Genomic DNA, 20197 nt, shown 5'->3' with positions numbered 1-20197 from the left:
GCTCACCATCAACAGAAATGTCCGCAGGCAGGGCCTGCGGACATCCATTCGCTTGGTGAACTGGGGCTCAGTACCTGCCGCGGTTGTAGTCGCCGCGTCCGTAGCCGCCTCCGCCACGGCCGCCCATGCCCATGCCGAGACCAATCCCGACACCAATTCCGACGCCCACGGCTTCAGGTGGCGGGCCAGGTGGCGGCGCGCGCTCGTAGACCACTTCGTCGGGCGGCGGCCGGCGCGGTTTTGACGGCGTCTCGACCACCTTTCGCTTCGGCGGCGTGTCGTCGACGCGCTTCTTGATGATGGGCGCCACCGCCGGATTGACCGGCGTTGCCGGTGTCGACGGCGCCGAGCACGGGCAGGTCGGGGCCATTGCGACCGCGATCGGAGCAGCGGCCGCAGCAGCCGCGACCGGCAAGGCATAGTTACGGTTCTGCACACGGAGCAGCAGCCGGCGCGCGGTTGCGGCGAGATCGCTGTTATCCCAATTCGCCAGATAGGCCTCGAACGAGGCGCGGGTGTTGATCGCGGTGGCGCGCTCCCAGGCCAGCATCTGACGCCGGCGCTCCAGGATCGTGCGCAGACGCGGCGTGTAGGAGGCCTGTGCATAGAGCTCGACATAGGCCTGATACGCCTCCACGGTGTCGTCGGCGATCACCAGCTCATAGGCAGCCTTCGGCTCCTTGCCCTGCAAATCCTTGCGCCAGTCCGCGACGCTGCGCGTGCCGCTGGCGAGTGCCATGGCGGATGCGCCCGGGAGAGCAGGCTGTCCGCCGCTGCTCTCGCCGCCGAAGAACCTGAAGTCGGTCGTCAGCGACGAGCTTTCCCACGGGATCTGCCGCCCGTCGGTCGATTGCGCCACGGCGATGCGGATGCGCTTGAACACTTCCTCGATCGGCAGGTTCGGCTGCTTGGCGACGGTCAGCGCGGCCGTGGTGTAGGGGCTGTCGATGCCGGAGCCGTCCTCGGCTTCGGCGCCGGGCGAGGTCGAATAGGAGATGAAGGAGCCGGGCGCGCCGGCTTTGGTGTCGACGATCGCAAGCCCGCGGCCGGCGCCGCTGAGCGCCGGGAACGGATTGTTGCGGCAGGCATCGAGCATGAAGATGCGTGCCCGCGTCGGCAGCGCGCCGAGCGTGTTGAGCAGATCGTTCAGCCGCACGCCCTGGAGCGGAATGTCGGCCTCGCGCTTGGGATCGAGATCGACCGGCACCAGATAGTTCTCGCCGTCGATCTGGAGGCCGTGGCCGGCATAGAACACCAGTGCGACGGTGTCGGCGCCGCTGGCGCTGACCTTGCCGGCGAAATCGGAGATTGCAGCGCGCATCTCGTTCTGCGCCAGGTTGGCCGCCGTGGTGACGGTGAAGCCGGCATTGCCGAGCAGCTCCGTCATGCCCTTGGCGTCGTTGGCTGCGTTGGGCAGCTCCGGCACGGTGCGATAGGCCGATTGACCGATCACGAGTGCGAGCCGCGCCTCGGCGTCGGCGTCCGTCGGCGTCATCAATTGCGCGAGCGCGACAAGGCTGGATGCAAGAAACAAATTGCGAAGGACTGGACGGCGCATGGTGTCACCTCCATCGGCAATGCGCACGATGATGTCAGCTTTTCTAGGTTGCCGCCACGCGTCCGTCTGTGCGCTGGATCACGCTGCAAGCTGCGGCAAAATGGGGCAGGGCGTCTGCCGAAGCCGCGGTGGCATCGCTCCGGTGGTATCCATGTGAATTGCGCATTGATCCATGCACCAATTGGATTGATCCCTGCTGCTGCGCGAAGCGTCCTCTCGCACATCTACCCGCAGGCCGATCCAAGCGAGAATCCCGGACAAACACGGTGGTTTTGACCGTGCCGATGCCGTCGATGTTCGCGACACGCCGCTTTGCGGCGGCCGGCCGCAACCCTTGCCTGCCCCGTCGCTTTGGCCATACAGTCTTCGCAACAGGCCGTGGCAGCGATCTCGGCCGTAAGCAAGAATATTCGGGGAGAGACCGCGCCATGACCATCGTGCCCGTGAGCCGTCGCACGTTCATCAAGTCGTCGACGGCGGTCACCGCCGGCCTCGTTCTCTCTCCTGCCATCATCGGTCGCGCCGAAGCGGCGACGCTGAAGCTGAAATGCTCCTCCTCGCTGCCGAACGATCCGAAATACGCCAACGGCCGCGTCTACTACGACAACCTCGTCAAGAACCTGAAGGGCAACGGGCTCGGCGAGCAGGTCGAGGTCGCCTTCTTTCCCGACAACCAGCTCGGGCAGGAGATCGACGTCATCAATTCGGTGAAGCTCGGCGTCATCGACCTCATGGTATCGGGTTCGTCGATCTCCGCCAACCTGGTGCCGCTGGTCGGCACCTTCGACCTCGGCTTTCTGTTCTCGAGCTTCCCGCAGCAGACCAAGGCGTTCGATTCCGGCGCCGCCAAGCCGATCGAGGACGCGCTGCTCAAGAGTGGCAACATCCGCATCATCGCCTGGGCCTATAATTTCGGCTCACGCAGCGTGCTCGCGAGGAAGCCGGTGAAGACGCCGGAGGATCTCGCCGGCCTCAAGATCAGGACGTTGCCGAATCCGGTGATCACGGAATGCCTGCGCTTGATGGGCGCCGCCGCGACGCCCCTGGCCTTCGGCGAGATCTATACGGCGCTCCAGGCCGGCGTGCTCGACGGGCTGGAGCACGATCCGCCGACGATCCTGGCCAGCAAGTTCTTCGAAACGGCAAAATTCTACTCGCTGACGCAGCACAATTTCTCGCCGCTCGCGATCTACTTCAGCGACGTGACCTACAACCGCATGGATCCGAAGCTGCGCGAGGGTTTCCTCGATGCCGCCAAGAAGGCCGCGGCCGACACGCGTGCCCATGGGCTTGCGGTCGAGAAGGAGGCGCTGACGGCTTTGACCGAGAAGGGCGTGACGGTGGCCGAATGCGACCGCGAAGCCTTCAAGAAGCGCGTCGCGCCGCAGCACGAGAACTTCATCAAGGCGCGGCCGGAGTCCAAGCCGGTCATCGACATCATCCGCGCGACGCAAGCTTGAGATGACCAAGTCTGAGATGGCGATGACAGCCGCCGTACCCCTCTCGGGCGGCCGCCACGGGAGCATCGCGCTGCTGCTTCGCTTCAGCGACGCGATCGCGGCGATCCTCCTGGCCGCCGATCTCGTGGTGGTGTGCGCCTCCGTGCTGCTGCGCTTCTGCTTCAATGCGCCGGTCGAATGGTCGGACGACGTCGCGCGCGGCCTGATGGTCGGCTCGGCCTTCTTCGGCGCGGCCAGCGCGCTCGCGCGCGGCGAGAATGTCGGCGTGTCCTTCTTCCGCGATCTGCTGCCGGTGCGGCTGCGCACGCTGGTCGACGCCGCGAGCGCGCTTCTGGTCGTGCTGATCTCCGGCTATGTCGCCTACAACGCCATCAAGCTGGGATCGTTGACGTCAGGGCAGACCACGGGATCCGGCCTGCCGCTGGAACTGACCTTCTACCCGATGGGCATCGGCGCGCTGTTCATGACGGTGTTCGCGATCGACCAGCTCTGCGCGCGGCCGCTGCCTGACATCGTCAGGGGCCTCGTTGCGGTCGTCATCGTCAGCGGCCTCTATCTCGCCTGGGATTATCTGTCGCCGTCCACGGTGCCGTCGGCGGGCACGCTGATGTTTATCGGCTTCTTCGCAACCCTGTTCGGCGGATTGCCGATCGGGTTCGCGCTGGCGCTGGCCGCGCTGATCTTCATCTGGGTCGAAGGCGCGCTGCCCGGCGTGATCTTCGCCCAGCAGATGGCGCGTGGCATCGACAATTTCGTGCTGCTCGCGATCCCCTTCTTCATCCTCGTCGGCTACCTCATGGAAGCCAACGGCATGTCGGTGCGCCTGATCGAGCTGTTGCAACGCGGAGTCGGCCGAATGCGCGGCGGGCTCAACGTCGTGATGGTCGCTTCGATGGTGCTGTTCTCAGGCATCTCGGGCTCGAAGATGGCTGATGTCGCCGCGGTCGGCTCGGTGCTGATCCCGGCGGCCCGACGCTCGAAGCAGAACCCGGGCGGCGCGGTGGCGCTGCTTGCCGCATCCGCGGTGATGGCGGAAACCATTCCGCCCTGCATCAACCTGATCATCCTGGGTTTCGTCGCGAACCTGTCGATCGGCGGCCTGTTCGTGGCGGGCCTGTTGCCGGCGGCGCTGATGGCGCTGGTCCTGATCGCGGTGTCGATCATCTTCGGCAAGCGGCCGGCGGATACCGAGGATGTCGCGCCGCAGATGCCGGTGTCGGGCCTGTGGAGCGGCGCAATCGCCTCGTTCGGCCTGATCTTCATGATCTTCTTCGGCTTCAAGAGCGGATTTGCCACGGCGACGGAGATCTCCGCGTTTGCCGTGGCCTATGCGCTTGTCGTCGGCAGCGTCGTGTTCCGCGAGCTCACGTTTAAGTCGGCCGCACACAGCTTCGTGCAGGGCGCGACGCGTGCGGGGCTCGTGCTGTTCATTGTCGCCGCCGCGCAGTCGCTGGCGTTCACGCTGACCCTGCAGCAGGTGCCGCACGCGGTCGGCGACTTCATGTTGGGATTGTCCAAGACATCAGGGACGTGGCTGTTCATACTGCTCGCGATCGGCGTGCTGATCGTGATGGGCTCGGTGCTGGAAGGCGCGGCCGCGCTCATCATCTTCGGGCCGCTGCTGCTGCCGGTGGCCGTGCAGCTCGGTGTCGATCCCCTGCATTTCGGCGTCGTGCTGGTCATCGCGATGGGCATCGGCCTGTTCGCGCCGCCGCTCGGGCTCGGACTCTATGGCGCATGCCTGATCGGCAATGTGCCGATCGAGCAGACGGTGAAGCCGATCATGGGCTATCTCGGCCTGTTGTTCCTCTGCCTGCTCGTCATCGCCTTCGTGCCATGGCTCTCGACCGCGCTGCCGCGGGCATTCGGCTACTGACGGAGTTCTCTCGTGAAAGTCCTGCTCGCCCATACGCCGGAGATGCGTCGCAATTACTACGGCGACCGCAGCCTGAACGGCCTGCGGGCGGCCGCCGAGGTGATCCTGCACGAGAGCGATGACACGCTGGACGCAGCAAGCCTCGTGCGCGCTGCAAAGGATGTCGACATCATCGTGGCCGATCGCATGACCGAAGGGCGCGGCGAGATCTTTGCGCAATTGCCGCGCCTGCGCGCCTTCGTCCGCTGCGCCGTCGACATCCGCAACGTCGATGTGGAAGCGGCCTCGCAAGCCGGCGTGCTCGTGACCCGCGCCGGGCCCGGCTTCGTGCAGGCGGTGGCCGAGCTCGCGCTCGGCTTCATGGTCGATCTCTCCCGCGGCGTGTCGCGGGCGACGGCGGATTACCAGGCCGGCCGCAAGGTCGAGGCGCGGATGGGCCGCCAGCTCGCGGGCAGCCGGATCGGCATCATCGGCTATGGCAGCATCGGTCGCTACCTCGCCGAGATCGCCAAGGTGATGCGCATGGAGGTGCTGGTCTCCGATCCCTTCGCTGATGTCAGCGACAGCGCGATCCGGCAGGTCAGTCTCGACGAGCTTCTTGGTGCGTCCGACTACGTCGTCTGCCTCGCGATCGCCAACGAGCAGACCGAGAATTTGATCGGCGAGGCGGCGCTGGCGCGCATGCAGAAGCATGCCGTTTTCATCAATCTCTCGCGCGGCAATCTCGTCGATGAGGCCGCGCTGGCACGTGCGCTGCGCGAAAACCGCATCGCCGGCGCGGCGATGGACGTCGGCCGCGCGCCCGATCAGATGCCGAGCCCGGAGCTGGCGAGGCTTCCCAACGTTATCGCCACGCCACATGTCGGCGGGCTGACGCCGGAGGCGATCGAATACCAGTCGCTGGAAACGGTGCGGCAGGTCGAGGCGATCGTGAAAGGCGAAGTCCCGCAAGGCGCAGTGAACGCCGACCGCTGGACGCGGCGGCCTTGAAGCTGCGGAGCTAACGCAAGTTATACAGTCGCTGTGCGCACCAAGGCTTCCGCATCGTCATGGCCGGGCTTGACCCGGCCATCCACGCCCTTTGCCTGCGATGCCAAGAACGTGGATGCCCGGGCCTTCGCCTCGCCGAAGCGGCTTCGGCCGCGCAGGCGGGACAAGCCCGGGCATGACGACGTCCTGCTGCAGCTAAAGCCGATCCACCGCCCTGAACGTCCCGTCCTTCTGGATCACGGTCAAAAACACCTTCGGCGGCGCGTCGGTCGCGCGCGCGCCGACGGTGACGATGCTGCCGCTGATGTCGAAGCGGCCGACGTCGTTGATGGCGCGCAGGAGGCTCGCGCGGGTCGGCTGTGGCCCGGCCTTTTCCAGCGCCGCGGCCGCGAGGCGGCCGGAGAGATAGCCTTCGAGCGACACGAAGTCCGGTGTCAGCGTCGGGTCGAACGCCCTCTGCGCCTCCTGGTAGTCGGCGACGAGCTTTTGCGAGCGATCCCAGGGAAACGGCACGACCTGCGAGACGATGACGCCTTCGCCGTCGGGGCCGAGCTCTCGGGCGAGCGCATTGGCGCCGACGAAGGAGATGTTGACGAAGGTCGGATGGAAGCCGCTGCGATGCGCGAGTTTGATGAACTCCGCGCAGGGGCCGTAGGTCCCGACCATGACGATGGCTTCGGGCTCGGCGCGCTTGATCATGCGCCAGGCCGAGCCGACCGCGCGGGTGTTGCGCTCGAAGGTGCCTTCGGCTGCGAGCTCGAGGCCGCGCCTGGCGAGTGCGCGCTTCACACCGGCGAGACCGTCGCGGCCGAAGGAATCGTCCTGGTAGAAGATGCCGATGCGGGTGAAGTGACGATCTTCGGTGAGGTGCTTGACCCAGGCCTCCGCTTCAGCGCCATAGCTTGCGCGGATGTTGACGACGTTCGCAAGCTCGAGGTCGCGCAGGAATTCGGCGCCGCTGAACGGACCGATGAAGGGAATGTTCCTGGTACTGGTGATCGGTATCGTCGCCATCGCGGTCGGCGTGCCCACCGCGCCGATCAGCGCGAACACCTTGTCCTCCTCGATCAGCCGCAGCGTCTGCGCCACTGAGCGGTCGGGATCGTAGCCGTCGTCGCGGCTGATGAGCTGGAGCCTGCGGCCGTGGACGCCGCCCTTTTCGTTGATCTCGGTGAATGCCGCGACGATGCCTTGCCGCATCCGCTGTCCGAGCGCGGAGGAGGGGCCTTCGAGCGCGGCCGCCTGGCCGAACAGGATCGCATCGTCGCTGACGCCGACCTCGTCGCCTTTCGCTGCAGGATTGGCCGCGGCGAGTAGCGCGACGGCCAATGCGACGCAGGCCGCTGATCGCGATCGTGTCATGAGGATGCATGCCGGATAAGGGAATACCTGCCGGAAACGATAGTCCGGTCGCCCTGAACAGCTCGCTAACCCCTGATGTAACGGTGCTCCGTAAGACTCCGGGGAAAAGCGGCAAATTGCTCGCACAATGGGCCCTGCTTGCAGGCCAATCATTAACTAAGCCGCGCAATCTGCGACGACCCGGATCTGAAATTGTGCGGTTCTTAACCCCGATCCTTGTCCGATAGCAGTTCCGGCAGCTCAACCAGAAGTGGGTTGCCGCGCCGAGGGGGACTTGCGGGATCGAGATGGGCGGTCGGGGTCAGAACAATCAGGATCGGGAACGTAGGATCGGATGGTGGCGCGCCGCGCCGCTGCTCGGACTCTATCGCCCTGCGCTCGTCGCAGTCGGCGTCGGTCTCCTGTTCTCGCTCGTCGGCGCCGCCGCCGTGGCGCGATGGGAAGACCGCGTCAACAGGATCGAGTTCGAGAACGCCGCCGAAACCGAAGCCATCGTCATGCAGAACGGCATGAGCGAGTACATCTCCAGGCTCGTCGCGCTGCGTACGCTGTTCGAATCGACCAACGAGGAAATCACCCGCAGCGAATTCGAGACCTTCAGCTCCCGGCTGTTCGAACGTCATCCCGGCATGCTGCGCATCTCATGGCTGCCGCGCGTCAACCGCAAGGAGCGCGCCGAATACGAGGCCGCCGCGGCCACGGACGGCGTGTCCGGCTATCGTATCAAGTCGCTCCAGGGCGAGACCTTCGCGACCGCGCCGCAAGCCGATGAATATTTCCCGGTGTTCTATTCGACGCAGCCGAAGACGTCGTCGGTCTACGGCATGGATTACGCGACCGTTCCAGAGCGCCGCGCAATCCTCGAGCGCGCGCGCGACAACGATCGCGTCGCCGCCATTCGCACGCGGCTCTACGACCCGAAGGAGGGCGGCCGGCAGCCCGACGTGCTCGTTGCCATTCCCGTCTACGCCAAGGGAACCTCGCGCGAGGCGGTGGCGGACCGGCGCCGCAATCTGGCGGGCTTCGTCGTCGGCGTCTTCGATCTGCCGCTGCTGATCCAGTCCATTCGCGTGACCACGGGTGCAAGCCCCGCGGTCAGCGTGAACGTCTATCCGCCCTTCACGGGGCAGATCGTCAGCCTGGAACAAACCTTGCCGGATTATTCGTCGGCCGCCACGTCGCCGCAGTCGATGCGGGACGTCGCCCGGACGCTGCACTGGTCGGGCAGCCTCAAGATCGGGGATACCGACTGGCAGGTGCGCGCCATGCCGACGGCCGGCGGTTCGCTGGAGACGGCCTACGACCGCGCCGTTGCGGTCATCGTCGTCGGCATGCTGCTGACGCTGTCGCTCGCAACCTATCTCATGCTCGCAAGCCGCAGCTCGCGGCGGCTGTCGCTGGCGAACCGGCGGGTGCTGGAGCTCGCCCAGACCGACATCCTGACCGGGCTGCCGAACCGCGCCTTCTTCCTGACCCGGCTCGACATGATGAACAGCCAGTTGAGCGTGCGGGGCCCGCCATTCGCGATCCTGATGCTCGATCTCGACCGCTTCAAGAACGTCAACGACTCGCTCGGCCACGGTGCGGGCGATGCGCTGCTGCGCCAGGTGGCGCTGCGGCTGAGATCTGCCTTGCGTGCCACCGACGTGCTGGCGCGGCTCGGCGGCGACGAGTTCGCCATCATCCAGGAGGCTTGTGACGATCAGCGGGCCGCTGCGACCGAGCTCGCCGCGCGGATCGCGAAGCTGGTCGCCGAACCGTTCCTGCTGCCCGGCCATCGTGTCGAGATCGGCACCAGCATCGGCATCGCGATCGCACCGGACCACGGCAGCGACCAGGAGCAGTTGCTGAAGAAGGCGGACCTCGCGCTCTACCGCTCGAAATCGGCCGGCCGCAACTGCTTCACCGTCTACGACGAGGCGATGTCGGCAGAGCTCGAGGCCCGCAATACGCTCGAAGGCGATCTGCGCGATGCCATCGCGCAGTGCCAGCTGGAGGTGCACTATCAGCCCTTTGTCGACGTCGCCGGCGGTGGCCGTCGCGGCTTCGAGGCGCTGGTGCGCTGGCGGCATCCGAGCCGCGGCCTGATCCCGCCGGACCAGTTCATCGCGCTTGCCGAGGAAACCGGGCTGATCGTGCCGCTCGGCGAATTCGTGCTGCGGCGCGCCTGTGCGGACGCCGCGGCCTGGCCGTGCGATCTCATGGTTGCCGTCAACCTGTCGCCGATCCAGTTCAAGGAAGCCGAGCTGTTCGAGACGATCTGCGCGGCGCTGGCGGATTCCGGCCTGGCGCCGGAGCGGCTGGAGATCGAGATCACCGAATCCGTGCTGCTGGAACGCGGCGTCGAGAACCTCGCCTTCATGGAGCGGTTGAAGCACATCGGCATCGAGCTGGCGCTCGACGATTTCGGCACCGGCTATTCCTCGCTCAGCTATCTGACCGCGTTCCCGTTCGACAAGATCAAGATCGACAAGTCCTTCATCCGCAACCTCACGCATCAGCCGCGCAGCTCCGCGATCATCGCCTCGATCGTGACGCTCGCGCGCGGCCTCGATATGTCGGTCACCGCCGAAGGTGTCGAGACAGCTGAGGAGTTCGAGCGGCTGACGGCGCTCGGCGTCAATTTCGCGCAAGGCTATCTGTTCGGACGCCCGCAGCCGGTCGACCGGATCGCATTCGACGAGACCGCTCAGCCTTCGCGGCGCGACGCGGCCTGAGCGCGGGCCTCGCAACATTTGAACACATACGAGAGGTCGTCATGCCCGGGCTTGTCCCGGGCATCCGCGTTCCTTGTTCCGCGTAGCGAAGACGTGGACGGCCGGCCATGACGATGTGGCAGCTTCTGCGCCCGCCAAGAAACACCTTCGCGAAAATCGCTTGACCCGGACGGCCCCAGATGGTCGGTAGCACCATCTAGGGATGAAATAAGCTCAACATGCGGCTTCCGTTCTTCTACGGCTGGGTCGTGGTCGCGGTGACCTTCGTGACCATGGCGATCGGCGTCAACGCACGCACCGCGTTTTCGCTGTTCTTTCCTCCCATCATCTCCGAATTCGGCTGGGAACGCGGCGTCACTGCCGGCGCGTTCTCCTTCGGCTTCGTCGTGTCGGGCATCGTCAGCCCGCTGATCGGTCGTCTGATGGATCGCGCCGGCCCGCGCGCGGTGATGGAGCTCGGTGTCGTGCTGATGGGCGGCGGGCTGCTGCTCGCGCCACTCACCAGCACGCCCTGGCATCTCTACGTGACCATCGGCGTCATGGTCGGTGCCGGCTCGGTGTGTCTCGGCTATTCCGGCCAGTCGCTGTTCCTGCCGAACTGGTTCATCCGCAAGCGCGGCTTCGCCATCGGCATTGCCTTTGCCGGCGTCGGCATCGGCTCGGTGACGCTGCTGCCCTGGGTGCAGCACATGATCGAGCAGACCGGCTGGCGCACCGCCTGTACCGCGATGGGACTGCTCATCCTCGTCGTGCTGGCGCCGATCAATCTGTTCCTGCACAAGCGCCCCGAAGACATTGGCCTTCAGCCGGACGGCGATGCCACGCCGGCGGCGGGCGCGGCGACACCGGTCTCCAACATCGTCGATCCCGTCTGGGTCGGCACCGACTGGACGCTCAAGCGGGCGGTTGCGACCGCGCGCTTCTGGTGGATCGCGCTCGGCTATTTCAGCGGCCTGTACATCTGGTACGCGGTGCAGGTGCACCAGACCAAATTCCTGCTCGACATCGGCTTCAGCCCCGGTGTCGCGGTGTGGGCGCTCGGCATCGTCAGCCTGCTCGGCATTCCCGGCCAGATCCTGCTCGGCCACGTCTCCGACCGGATCGGGCGGGAATGGGTGTGGGCGATCAGCTGCGCGGGCTTTGCGATATGCTTCGCGGCGCTGATGGCGCTGAAATTCCAGCCGTCGCTGTGGCTGGTCTATGTCATGGTGTTCGCGCAAGGCGCGCTCGGCTACGGCCTCACCTCGATCATGGGCGCGGTGGTGTTCGAGATCTTCCAGGGCAGGCACCAGGGCAGCATTTTTGGAACGATCATGCTGGCGGCCCTGGCCGGCGGCGCGGCGGGTCCCTGGCTCACGGGGGTCCTCTATGATCGCACCGGCGACTACACGCTCGCCTTCGCCATCGCCATGGTCGTGAGCGGACTGTCGGCGCTCTCGGTCTGGCAGGCCGCTCCCCGCAAGGTGCGGGCGGTGGCCGGCCGGCTGCACAAGCTCAAGCCCACAAGCGCGAACTAGCGTTTTCGAGCGAAGTGGATACCGGTTCGCGTAAAGAAAACGCGTCAAAACGAGAGTCCAGGTTCCGAATGCATCGAATTGCCTTCGCATCTTTCGCGAGCCGTTAAGCATGTCGCATCTTGGCCGGACGCGACCCGGCCGCAAAAACATCTTGGACACCATCGCGGCGCTAGCGTCGGCCCCTTGCCATCTTCCCGATGCATCCGGGTCCAACGATGTCCGCCGCTGATTGTCCCATGACAGAAATTCCGGACGTGCTGCTGGCTGCGCTCGAATGCGCCGACGACGGTATCGTCATCGTCGACAGCGCGCGTCGCATCACGCATTTCAATGCCGGCGCAGAGCGGATCTGGAAACTCGCGCGCGCCGAGGTGCTCGGCCGCGACGCGGAACTTCTCACGCTCAAATGCCTTCAGGCGGATCCCGTCGCGGAGTTCCGCGACGAGATCAGCCTCGTGCGGCGCGACGGCACCCGGATCCGGGCGGTCATCTCGCTTTCATCCGTCACGCGTGGTGGCGTCATCCATCACGTCGTGTTCGCGCGTGACGTCACCGCGGAGGCCGAGCGCCGCGTCAGAATCGGGCTTCTCCACGCCGTCTCCGACCAGACCAACCGCGCGGTGCTCATCACCGACACGGAACAGAACATCGTCTACGTCAATTCCACCTTCGCGACGCTGTTTGGCTACACCAGCGGGGAGGCCGAAGGCCGCCGCGCCGGCGAGCTGATCGCCGGCCGCCACACCGATCGGAAGGCCGTCGCGAAGCTCGTCAAGCGCTTGATGACCGGGGGCCGCCGCGGCGAAATCGAGACGCTGGTCTACAACAAGGGCGGCGAGGAGATCTGGGTCTGCGCCCGTGTCGACGTCTTCCGCGACAAGAAGGGCCGTGCCAGGCACATCTTCGCGCTGCTCGAGGACATCACCGAGACCAGGCAGCTGCGCTCGCTCCAGCAGCTCATCATGAGTGCGCTGGCCGATGAGGTTCCGATCACCGATATCGCCGACAGGCTGTGCCGCCGGGTCGAGGAGATCGCGCCCGACGTGGTTTGCTCGTTGCTTCACGTCGATGCCGCAGGCCTCGTCCATCCGCTCGGCGGCCCCAGCCTGCCCGAGGACTATTCGCGTGCGCTGGACGGCATCGCGATCGGTCCGAATGTCGGATCCTGCGGCACCGCGGCCTTCTACGGTGAACCGGTGCTGGCCGAAGATCTCGACACCGATCCGCGCTGGCAGCCCTACAAGACGCGTCCGCTCGAAGTGGGCCTGCGCGCCTGCTGGTCGACACCGATCAAGGCCAAGGACGGCCGGGTCATCGCCACCTTCGCCTTCTATTTCCGTGAAACGCGCGCGCCGAGCAACTGGCACCGCCGCATCGTCAACGCCTGCGTCGACCTCGGCGCCTTCGCGATCGAGCGCAAGGAAGCGCGGGCCGAGATCGCGCGGCTCGCCTATCACGACATTCTCACCGGGCTGCCGAACCGCGCGCAACTGCGGCACCTGATCACCACGGCCATCGATGCCTGCCCGACCGGCAGCCACGTCGCGCTGGCCTTCCTCGACGTCGATCATTTCAAGGACGTCAACGACACGTTCGGCCACGCCGCGGGCGATGAGCTGCTGATCCAGCTCGCGCAGCGCCTGCGCGAGCAGATTGGCCCTGAGGATATGCTGGGACGGCTCGGCGGCGACGAGTTCGTCATCCTGCTGCCGCAGCGCAATGCCGAGAGCGCCGAACGCGTCGCGGCCGGGATCATGGAAGCGCTCGCCGCGCCGCTGCGGCTTGGCTCCAGGCAGCTGCAGATGTCGGCGAGCATTGGCATCAGCCTCTATCCCGACCATGCGACCGACATCGACACCTTGATGCAGCAGGCGGACGCGGCCATGTACATGGCCAAGCAGGCCGGCCGCTCCACCCATCGCATCTTCAGCGCCGAAATGAACGGGCTCACCGAGCAGCGCCTGGCGCTGATTGCAGCGCTGCGCCGCGCCATCGCCGAGGGCGCGCTGACCCTCAGCTACCAGCCGCAGATCCGCAGTTGCGACGGTGCCGTCCACGGCGTCGAGGCATTGGCGCGCTGGCATGATGCCGTGCTCGGCGACGTCTCGCCGGCGAAATTCATCCCGCTCGCCGAAGAGTGCGGCCTGATCGAGCAGATCGGCCTGTGGTCGGTGCGTGAGGCCTGCCGGCAGATGGCGGACTGGCGCCGCGCCGGGCTCAACATTCCCAGCGTGTCGGTGAACCTGTCGCCGATCAATTTCCGCAACGTCACGCTGGCGGCGCGGCTCAAGGACATCCTCGCCGAATACGATCTGCCGTCGGACGCGCTGATGCTCGAGATCACCGAGGGCACGTTCATGCGGGACAGCGCCGCCGCGCTGGAGACGATGAACGCGATCCGCGAGCTCGGCGTCGGGCTTTCCGTGGACGATTTCGGCACCGGCTATTCCAGCCTCAGCCGGCTCGCGCATCTGCCGATCCGTGAGCTGAAGATCGACCGCAGTTTCATGCGCGACATCGAGAGAGACGCGGGCGCGCTCGCGGTTGCCACCGCCGTGGTGCGCGTCGGACAGGGCCTCGGCATGACCGTCGTCGCCGAAGGCGTCGAGACCGAAGGCCAGCGCAAGACGCTGGCCGAGCTCGGCTGCGACGTCGTCCAGGGCTTCCTCTACGCGCCCGCGCTGCCGCCGGTCGCGTTCGAGCGCTGGCTGATCGAGCACTGCGCCGAGCAGGCGAGGGCGATGCTGGGGCGGCTCGATGTTACGCCGGCAGATCGCGACGTGGTGAAGCGGTCGGCATAGTCGGCTCCAGGGCGTTCGCGCACAATCCGGCAGTCATCCCTTTCAACGGGTAGCTCCAGCGCCGGCTGATGATCGGCTGGTCGGATTTTTGTTTCTGGATATTACTGATTGCCGATTGGCAATATCGAGCAACCGGAGCGGCGCCCTGCCAAATGCTCCGCGCCAGCTCCCGTTCCTACCACCGCGCAACCGGGCAAATCCAACTGCCGGGGCGAACTCAGGACTGGAAAGGACTCGGGGCAACGTCACCTCGGGTCCGCCAAAAGCACGGAAAGCCACCATGACCTCGATTTCTGCGCTCTCCTCCCATCACCACCGCTCATCACCGTTGCAACAATTACAAGACGAGCTGCAAACGGAAGTCAGTTCCGGCACGATCGATGCGTCGGACCAGTCAGCGCTGTCGGCCGCGCTCGGCAGCATCGGCTCTGCGTTGCAGTCAACCGGCGCAAGCGATCAATCCGGCGGCGGGACATCTTCGACCGACGCCTTCGCGTCGAAGATTAATGGCCTCATCCAGCAGCAAGTGTCGGCCGGCAAGCTGACGGACGAGCAGGCCACCGAGCTGCAAGGAATTTTCAAGGCGGCGCTCTCGCATGGACCGCACGGAGCGGGTGGACCGCCGCCGGACGGGCCACCGCCATCCGGCGAGCCTCCCTCGGTCAACGGCACGGACGACTCGTCAAGCGGCAATTCGACGGCGGAGCTGCTGCAACAGTTTCTCCAGCAGCTGAAAAGCTCGCTTGCGGACTCGACCTATAGCGCGACGAAAGCAGGCGATACGACCAATGCGAACGATCCGTCGTTGTCCGGCGTCCTGATCAACGATCGGATCTGATATCGGCGGCGCGCCGCGCTGACTCGTTCGCCGCATCGAAACCAGGGCCCGCCATCAATGCGCGCCCTGGTCTCACGTTGGCTCAGCGAGCGATCAGTAGTCCCAGAACACCGGCACCCAGCGGAAGGCGTCGCCGGCGACCGCCACATGGCCGACGGACGGGAACGGCATGTGGGTCGCCACCAGCATCTCGCCGCTCGCGGCAATCTCTCGCAGCAGACCGACCCGAACGCGCGCCGCCTCTTCGGGGTCGTGTTCGAAACCGTTGTGCCAGTCGGGTTGATCGAACCCGACAGCAAACACAGCGTCGCCGGCGAATGTCAGCCCGTCCCCGCCGGATGCCACGCGAACCACGCTGTGTCCGGGGGTGTGACCGCCGGTGCGACGAACGACGACGCCCGGCGCAACCTCGTGCTGCTCATCGAACTGCCGCAGCTGACTTCCGTACTCCTTGACGAACCGCTTGGCGGTCGCCCGAAGCGCGTCCGGGAAGCCCGGCGGCATGGCGGTGTGGGAGAAATCGGGCGCCTCCCAGAATTTGACCTCGGCGGCGGCCACGTGGATCCGCAGGTCTTTGCGCAGCCGCTCCTTCACCCCGTCGACGAGCAGTCCGCCAATGTGGTCCATGTGCAAGTGGGTCAGCACCAGATCGGTCACGGACGAAAGGTCGATGCCGGCGGCTTCCAGTCGCTTGATCAACTGGCCGGCGCGCGGCAAGTGCAGATCTGGGTCGGACCCCAGTCCGGCGTCGATCAGGATGGTCTTGTCGCCGCTGCGGACCACGATCACATTCAACGCCCAGTCGAAAGCGTCCTGCGGCAGGAACATGTCGTGCAGCCAGGTCGCCCGGACGGCCGGGTCGGCATTGTGCGCCAGCATCGTGGTTGGCAGCGGCAGCACGCCGTCGCTGACCACCAGCACGTCGATTTCGCCGACCTTCAGCGCGTAGCGCGATGGAACGAGCTCTTCCGGCTTCGATGTCGCGGGGTATGAGGTGTTGTGCAGGTTCATGTTGGTCTCCTGTTGCAAGGTAGGGCTCCCGGCTGGTCTTGGTTGAGCAGGCCGCGCAGCCAGGGAGGTGCGGCCGTGATCGTTTCGTGCTTCTAGAGGCTCGTCACACGCTCCGGATCGGCTGACGCGAGCGCTGCGGCACGCTCGGCGCGGGGCGGGTAGATCCAGACCGTGTTGATCTCCTGCTTGGTCTTCTTGGCGACGTCGCCGACCATCTCGACCTTGCGCTCCCAGCCGCGCGTGAACAGCGCGCCGGCTTCGCCGAGATCGAGGCAGGTGACGTAGGCCTTCTGGTGATACGGCCTGGTCGGGACGCGCAGGAGTTCGGCTGCCGCATTGTTGCCGGCAAACGCGCCCATCCGCGTGGCGTGCTGGCACGACATCAGCGCGTAATTGCCCTCGTCGTCGCATGCGGCCCGCGCGGCATCGCCGGTGGCGAAGACGCCGGCGACGCCCGTCACGCGCAGATCGCGGTCCACCAGCAGCCGGCCGAAATTGTCGCGCTCGGCGGGAATCTGCGCCGTCAACGGCGCGGCGCGAATACCGGCTGCCCAGACCACCGTCTCGGTCTCGATGTGTTCGCCGGTCGACAGCGTCACGCCGGATTTGTCGAGCGAGGCAACGCCGGTGCCGAGCCTTGTCTCCACGCCGAGCTTGTGCAGCGCTTGCTCGATGACCGGGCGGGAGCCTTCGCCCATGTCGGGAGCGATCGCGCCGTTACGCTCGACGATGATCACGCGCGTCCTGGCGTTTTGTCCGAAGATGGCGCGCAGGCGTGCGGGCAGCTCGGTCGCCGCCTCGATGCCGGTGAAGCCGCCGCCGGCGACCACGACCGTGTCGCGTCCATTGACGGCCGGCCGGTCGGCGAGGCCATGCAGATGCTTGTCGAGGGCAACCGCATCGTCGAGCGAGTCGACGCTGAAGCCGTGCTCGGCCAGGCCGGGAATGTTGGGTCGGAAGAGGCGGCTGCCGGTGGCGATCACCAGGCGGTCGTAGGACAGGGTCTTGCGGGTGCCTTTGGGAGTCGAGATCTGCACCGTCAGCGCCTCGGTGTTGACGGTCTCGGCGCTCCCCTGGACGTAGTCGACGTCGATCGCCTTGAGGACATCGAGTAGCGGTGCCGTCAGGGTTTCCGGCTTCGGCTCATAGAGCCGAGGGCGGACCACCAGCGTCGGCTCCGGTGCGACGAGCGCGATCTCGAGATCTTCCGGCGAGACGCCCTGAATGTCGCGCAGGCGGGCGGCGGAGAGGGCGGCGTACATGCCGGCGAAGCCGGCGCCAATGATGAGCAGTCGCATGTGGTTCACTCCTTGATTTGGTTCTGGGTTTGTTGTTCGAAGCGCGCGCCATCGCCGCCGCTCGATGCGAGCAGAGCCTGTTGCGAGCGATGATGACGCGAAGAGGTGAGACGGAGGCCGCCGGGCCCTTACGGCGCGGTGCAGTTCGGCAGCGAGGACAGCAGCGCAGGGCCTTCACATCCTGTGCGGCAGCTTCGCGGGCCCGATGGCCAGCCGCGCAGGGCGACCGGCAGCGCAGGTTTGTTGGTCCAGCCCCGATCGATCAGGAGCGACGTCGAGACCCTGGCGTTCTGCGCGGCTTGTGGCGGCGTCTCTTCGGCCGTCGGCGAGGTGAAACGTACGGTCAGTGAGAGCCCGTATATGAGCGCCGTCGAGACGGCCTTCCGTCGTGGCGCGATTGCAAACCGTTTCCTGTCCATCGTTTGTCTCCGTCCCCATGATGTGACGTTGCGATGTTTAGCCAACCGGATCGTCGACTGCGCCAGAGCGATTGCCGTCCCTGTCGAGAGATTGCTGCTAACGGACGCGCCTGCGCCAATCGCCCGGCGCCTAGCCGGTTAGCGGCGCCGAGGCCCGGCGTATTTCCCGAAGCGGCCATGCCTTGCCCGATCCTGCTGCAAGCAGGCCCACGTTTTCACAAACGCACGATGGGGGGCGGACGACGAGTTGTCGGAGAAGCGAACGCGGGTCGGATGGTGGGTCCGGTCGTGCGCCTGATATCGGCTATCCAGGCTAGTTCGACGACAATCCCGTCCTGCGCCTGAGATCCGTGATCGCGCGCAGAAAACTGTCGGCCGGCGTTGTCTCCGGATCGATCAGGCGGTGCAGGCGAAAGCCGTCTTCCAGCGCCAGCACGACGGAGGCCATCCACGGCGGATTCAGGGTGTCGTTCCTGCCGTTGCTCTTCAACGTGGCCTCGACGATGTCGGCGACCAGCTTGCGCCGCGCGCGTAGCCGCTTGGCAAGCTCCGGGCGGCGCTTCTCGGCGCGCGCGACGAACAGGATCATCTCCATGTGCAGGAGGGGCGAGCGGCCGAGCGGGTCTTGCCGGCTGCGATCCATCGTCTTCAGCGCCGCGATGAAATCGTCGAGATTGTCGTGCTGCGCGAGGATGTCGAGGTTGCGCCGGATCGACTGCTCGACATGATCCTCGAGCATGGCAATGATCAATTCATCCTTGCTCTTGAAGTTGGAATAGAACGCGCCGCGGGTGAAGCCCGCCGCGGCCGCGATCGCCTCGATGCTGGCGACGCCGATGCCCTCCGCCTCGAACACGCGCGCGGCCGCCTCGAACAGTTTGTCGCGCGTGTCGTCCCTGGTCGGCCTGGTTCTCAGCCTTGACATCGGCGCAGGTTAGGGCAGAATGCAACTCGATACAACAATGTATCGAATTTATAATCTTGGGGATGGTTACGCCGCGCGCAGGGGCTGCCGGCGTATTCGTGTCATGCGGCAACCGATTGAGGTCACCATGAACGAGCAAGTGCAACCCGCAGGCGGACCGCTGTTCAACCCGCTGTCGCCGGACTTCATCCGCGATCCCTATCCGCACTATGACCGGCTGCGCACGATCGAGCCGATCCATGTGACGCCGTTCGGCCAGTTCGTCGCCAGCCGTCACGCCGACGTCAGCCTCGTGATGCGCGACAAGCGCTTCGGCAAGGACTTTGTCGAGCGCTCCAAGCGCCGCTATAGCCCTGCCATCATGGACGAGCCGGTGTTCCGCAGCATGAGCCACTGGATGCTGCAATCCGATCCGCCCGACCACACCCGCCTGCGCGGCCTCGTCGTGAAGGCCTTCACCGCCCGCCGCGTCGAGGACATGCGGCCGCGGATCCAGGCGATCGTCGACCAGGCCATCGATGCCGTGATCGAGCGCGGCCACATGGACCTGATCGAGGATTTCGCCTTCCGCCTGCCGGTCACCATCATCTGCGACATGCTCGGCATCCCCGAGGATCATCGCGAGACCTTCTACAACAGCTCGCGCGATGGCGGCCGGCTGCTCGACCCCGTGCCGCTGACGCCGGAGGAGATCGCGAAGGGCAACGCCGGCAACATGATGGCGCAGATGTATTTCCAGCAGCTGTTCGAGCTGCGCCGCCGCAATCCCGGCGACGATCTCACCACCCAGCTGGTGCAGGCCGAGGAAGACGGCCACAAGCTCACCAACGAGGAATTGACCGCCAACATCATCCTGCTGTTCGGCGCCGGCCACGAGACCACCGTCAATCTGATCGGAAACGGCCTGCTCGCGCTGCATCGCAATCCGGATCAGCTCGCGCTCCTGAAGGCGCGGCCCGAGTTGATGGTCAACGCGATCGAGGAATTCTTGCGCTACGATTCCTCGGTGCAGATGACCGGACGCGTGGCGCTGGAGGACATCGAGGATCTCGGCGGCAAGAGCATCCCCAAGGGCGAGACCGTGCTCTGCCTGCTCGGCTCGGCCAACCGCGATCCGGCGGTCTACCCTGATCGCCCCGACCGGCTCGACGTCACCCGGCCCAACGTCAAGCCGCTGTCGTTCGGCGGCGGCATCCATTTCTGCCTGGGCGCCCAATTGGCGCGCATCGAGGCCGAAATCGCCATCGCGACGCTGCTGCGGCGGCTGCCGGATCTGCGCATCGACGACGTCGAGAACCCGGAATGGCGCCCGACCTTCGTGCTGCGCGGCCTGAAACGCCTGCCGGCGAGCTGGTGATGGCCGGCGGCGTTAACCTCCGCGCGCAACAGTCGCTGTGACTTCGCCACACTTCCCTTTATATAAGG

Annotated in this window: 14 protein-coding genes; 8 read left to right on the top strand and 6 right to left on the bottom strand. The window is 66.0% G+C overall.

Annotated elements, in window-relative coordinates; all coding sequences use genetic code 11:
- Positions 1 to 67: 67 nt before the first annotated feature.
- Complete coding sequence (locus tag QJT78_RS14710; RefSeq protein WP_028147674.1) at positions 68 to 1558, bottom strand: caspase family protein; 1491 nt, start codon at positions 1556 to 1558, stop codon at positions 68 to 70.
- Between the two features lie 428 nt (positions 1559 to 1986).
- Between QJT78_RS14710 and QJT78_RS14705 the strand changes: the two genes are divergently transcribed.
- The 3 genes from QJT78_RS14705 to QJT78_RS14695 are packed head-to-tail and all read left to right on the top strand — an operon-like array spanning position 1987 to position 5884.
- Entirely contained in the window at positions 1987 to 3018 is a 1032-nt protein-coding gene (locus QJT78_RS14705) for a TRAP transporter substrate-binding protein (protein ID WP_028147675.1), read from the top strand.
- 1 nt (position 3019) lies between these two features.
- The gene (locus QJT78_RS14700; protein WP_028147676.1) at positions 3020 to 4894 is read left to right on the top strand and encodes a TRAP transporter large permease subunit; all 1875 of its coding nucleotides are present in this window, start codon (positions 3020 to 3022) and stop codon (positions 4892 to 4894) included.
- Positions 4895 to 4906: 12 nt separating this feature from the next.
- Entirely contained in the window at positions 4907 to 5884 is a 978-nt protein-coding gene (locus tag QJT78_RS14695) for a hydroxyacid dehydrogenase (RefSeq protein WP_028147677.1), read from the top strand.
- A 195-nt stretch (positions 5885 to 6079) separates the two neighbouring features.
- Here the strand turns inward: QJT78_RS14695 and QJT78_RS14690 are convergent, their stop codons facing one another.
- Entirely contained in the window at positions 6080 to 7246 is a 1167-nt protein-coding gene (locus QJT78_RS14690; RefSeq protein WP_028147678.1) for an ABC transporter substrate-binding protein, read from the bottom strand.
- Positions 7247 to 7533: 287 nt separating this feature from the next.
- Between QJT78_RS14690 and QJT78_RS14685 the strand changes: the two genes are divergently transcribed.
- The 4 genes from QJT78_RS14685 (at position 7534) to QJT78_RS14670 (ending at position 15119) form a co-directional block, all read left to right on the top strand.
- Entirely contained in the window at positions 7534 to 9963 is a 2430-nt protein-coding gene (locus QJT78_RS14685) for an EAL domain-containing protein (RefSeq protein WP_281460258.1), read from the top strand.
- 218 nt (positions 9964 to 10181) lie between these two features.
- A complete protein-coding gene (locus QJT78_RS14680) occupies positions 10182 to 11480 on the top strand; it encodes an MFS transporter (protein WP_038943096.1) in 1299 nt (432 codons plus the stop codon).
- Positions 11481 to 11695: 215 nt separating this feature from the next.
- Entirely contained in the window at positions 11696 to 14281 is a 2586-nt protein-coding gene (locus tag QJT78_RS14675) for an EAL domain-containing protein (RefSeq protein WP_038943097.1), read from the top strand.
- Between the two features lie 88 nt (positions 14282 to 14369).
- On the top strand, positions 14370 to 15119 hold the full coding sequence (locus QJT78_RS14670) for a hypothetical protein (RefSeq protein WP_312016841.1): 750 nt from the start codon (positions 14370 to 14372) through the stop codon (positions 15117 to 15119).
- 93 nt (positions 15120 to 15212) lie between these two features.
- Here the strand turns inward: QJT78_RS14670 and QJT78_RS14665 are convergent, their stop codons facing one another.
- From QJT78_RS14665 to QJT78_RS14650, 4 genes are all read right to left on the bottom strand, one after another.
- On the bottom strand, positions 15213 to 16130 hold the full coding sequence (locus QJT78_RS14665) for an MBL fold metallo-hydrolase (RefSeq protein ID WP_049807584.1): 918 nt from the start codon (positions 16128 to 16130) through the stop codon (positions 15213 to 15215).
- A gap of 92 nt (positions 16131 to 16222) precedes the next feature.
- Complete coding sequence (locus QJT78_RS14660; RefSeq protein WP_038943099.1) at positions 16223 to 17428, bottom strand: NAD(P)/FAD-dependent oxidoreductase; 1206 nt, start codon at positions 17426 to 17428, stop codon at positions 16223 to 16225.
- Positions 17429 to 17556: 128 nt separating this feature from the next.
- Complete coding sequence (locus QJT78_RS14655) at positions 17557 to 17847, bottom strand: hypothetical protein (protein ID WP_028147685.1); 291 nt, start codon at positions 17845 to 17847, stop codon at positions 17557 to 17559.
- A 313-nt stretch (positions 17848 to 18160) separates the two neighbouring features.
- Positions 18161 to 18772, bottom strand: coding sequence for a TetR/AcrR family transcriptional regulator (locus QJT78_RS14650; RefSeq protein ID WP_028147686.1), 612 nt, complete (start codon positions 18770 to 18772; stop codon positions 18161 to 18163).
- A gap of 127 nt (positions 18773 to 18899) precedes the next feature.
- Between QJT78_RS14650 and QJT78_RS14645 the strand changes: the two genes are divergently transcribed.
- Positions 18900 to 20129, top strand: a complete 1230-nt coding sequence (locus QJT78_RS14645) for a cytochrome P450 (RefSeq protein WP_028147687.1) — start codon at positions 18900 to 18902, stop codon at positions 20127 to 20129.
- Positions 20130 to 20197: the final 68 nt, after the last annotated feature.

Origin of the sequence: Bradyrhizobium sp. Mp27, from assembly GCF_029953005.1 — a bacterium.
Taxonomy (GTDB): domain Bacteria; phylum Pseudomonadota; class Alphaproteobacteria; order Rhizobiales; family Xanthobacteraceae; genus Bradyrhizobium; species Bradyrhizobium barranii.
The sequence above is the reverse complement of the archived record's forward strand: the minus strand, read 5'-3'. Positions and strand labels throughout refer to the sequence as shown.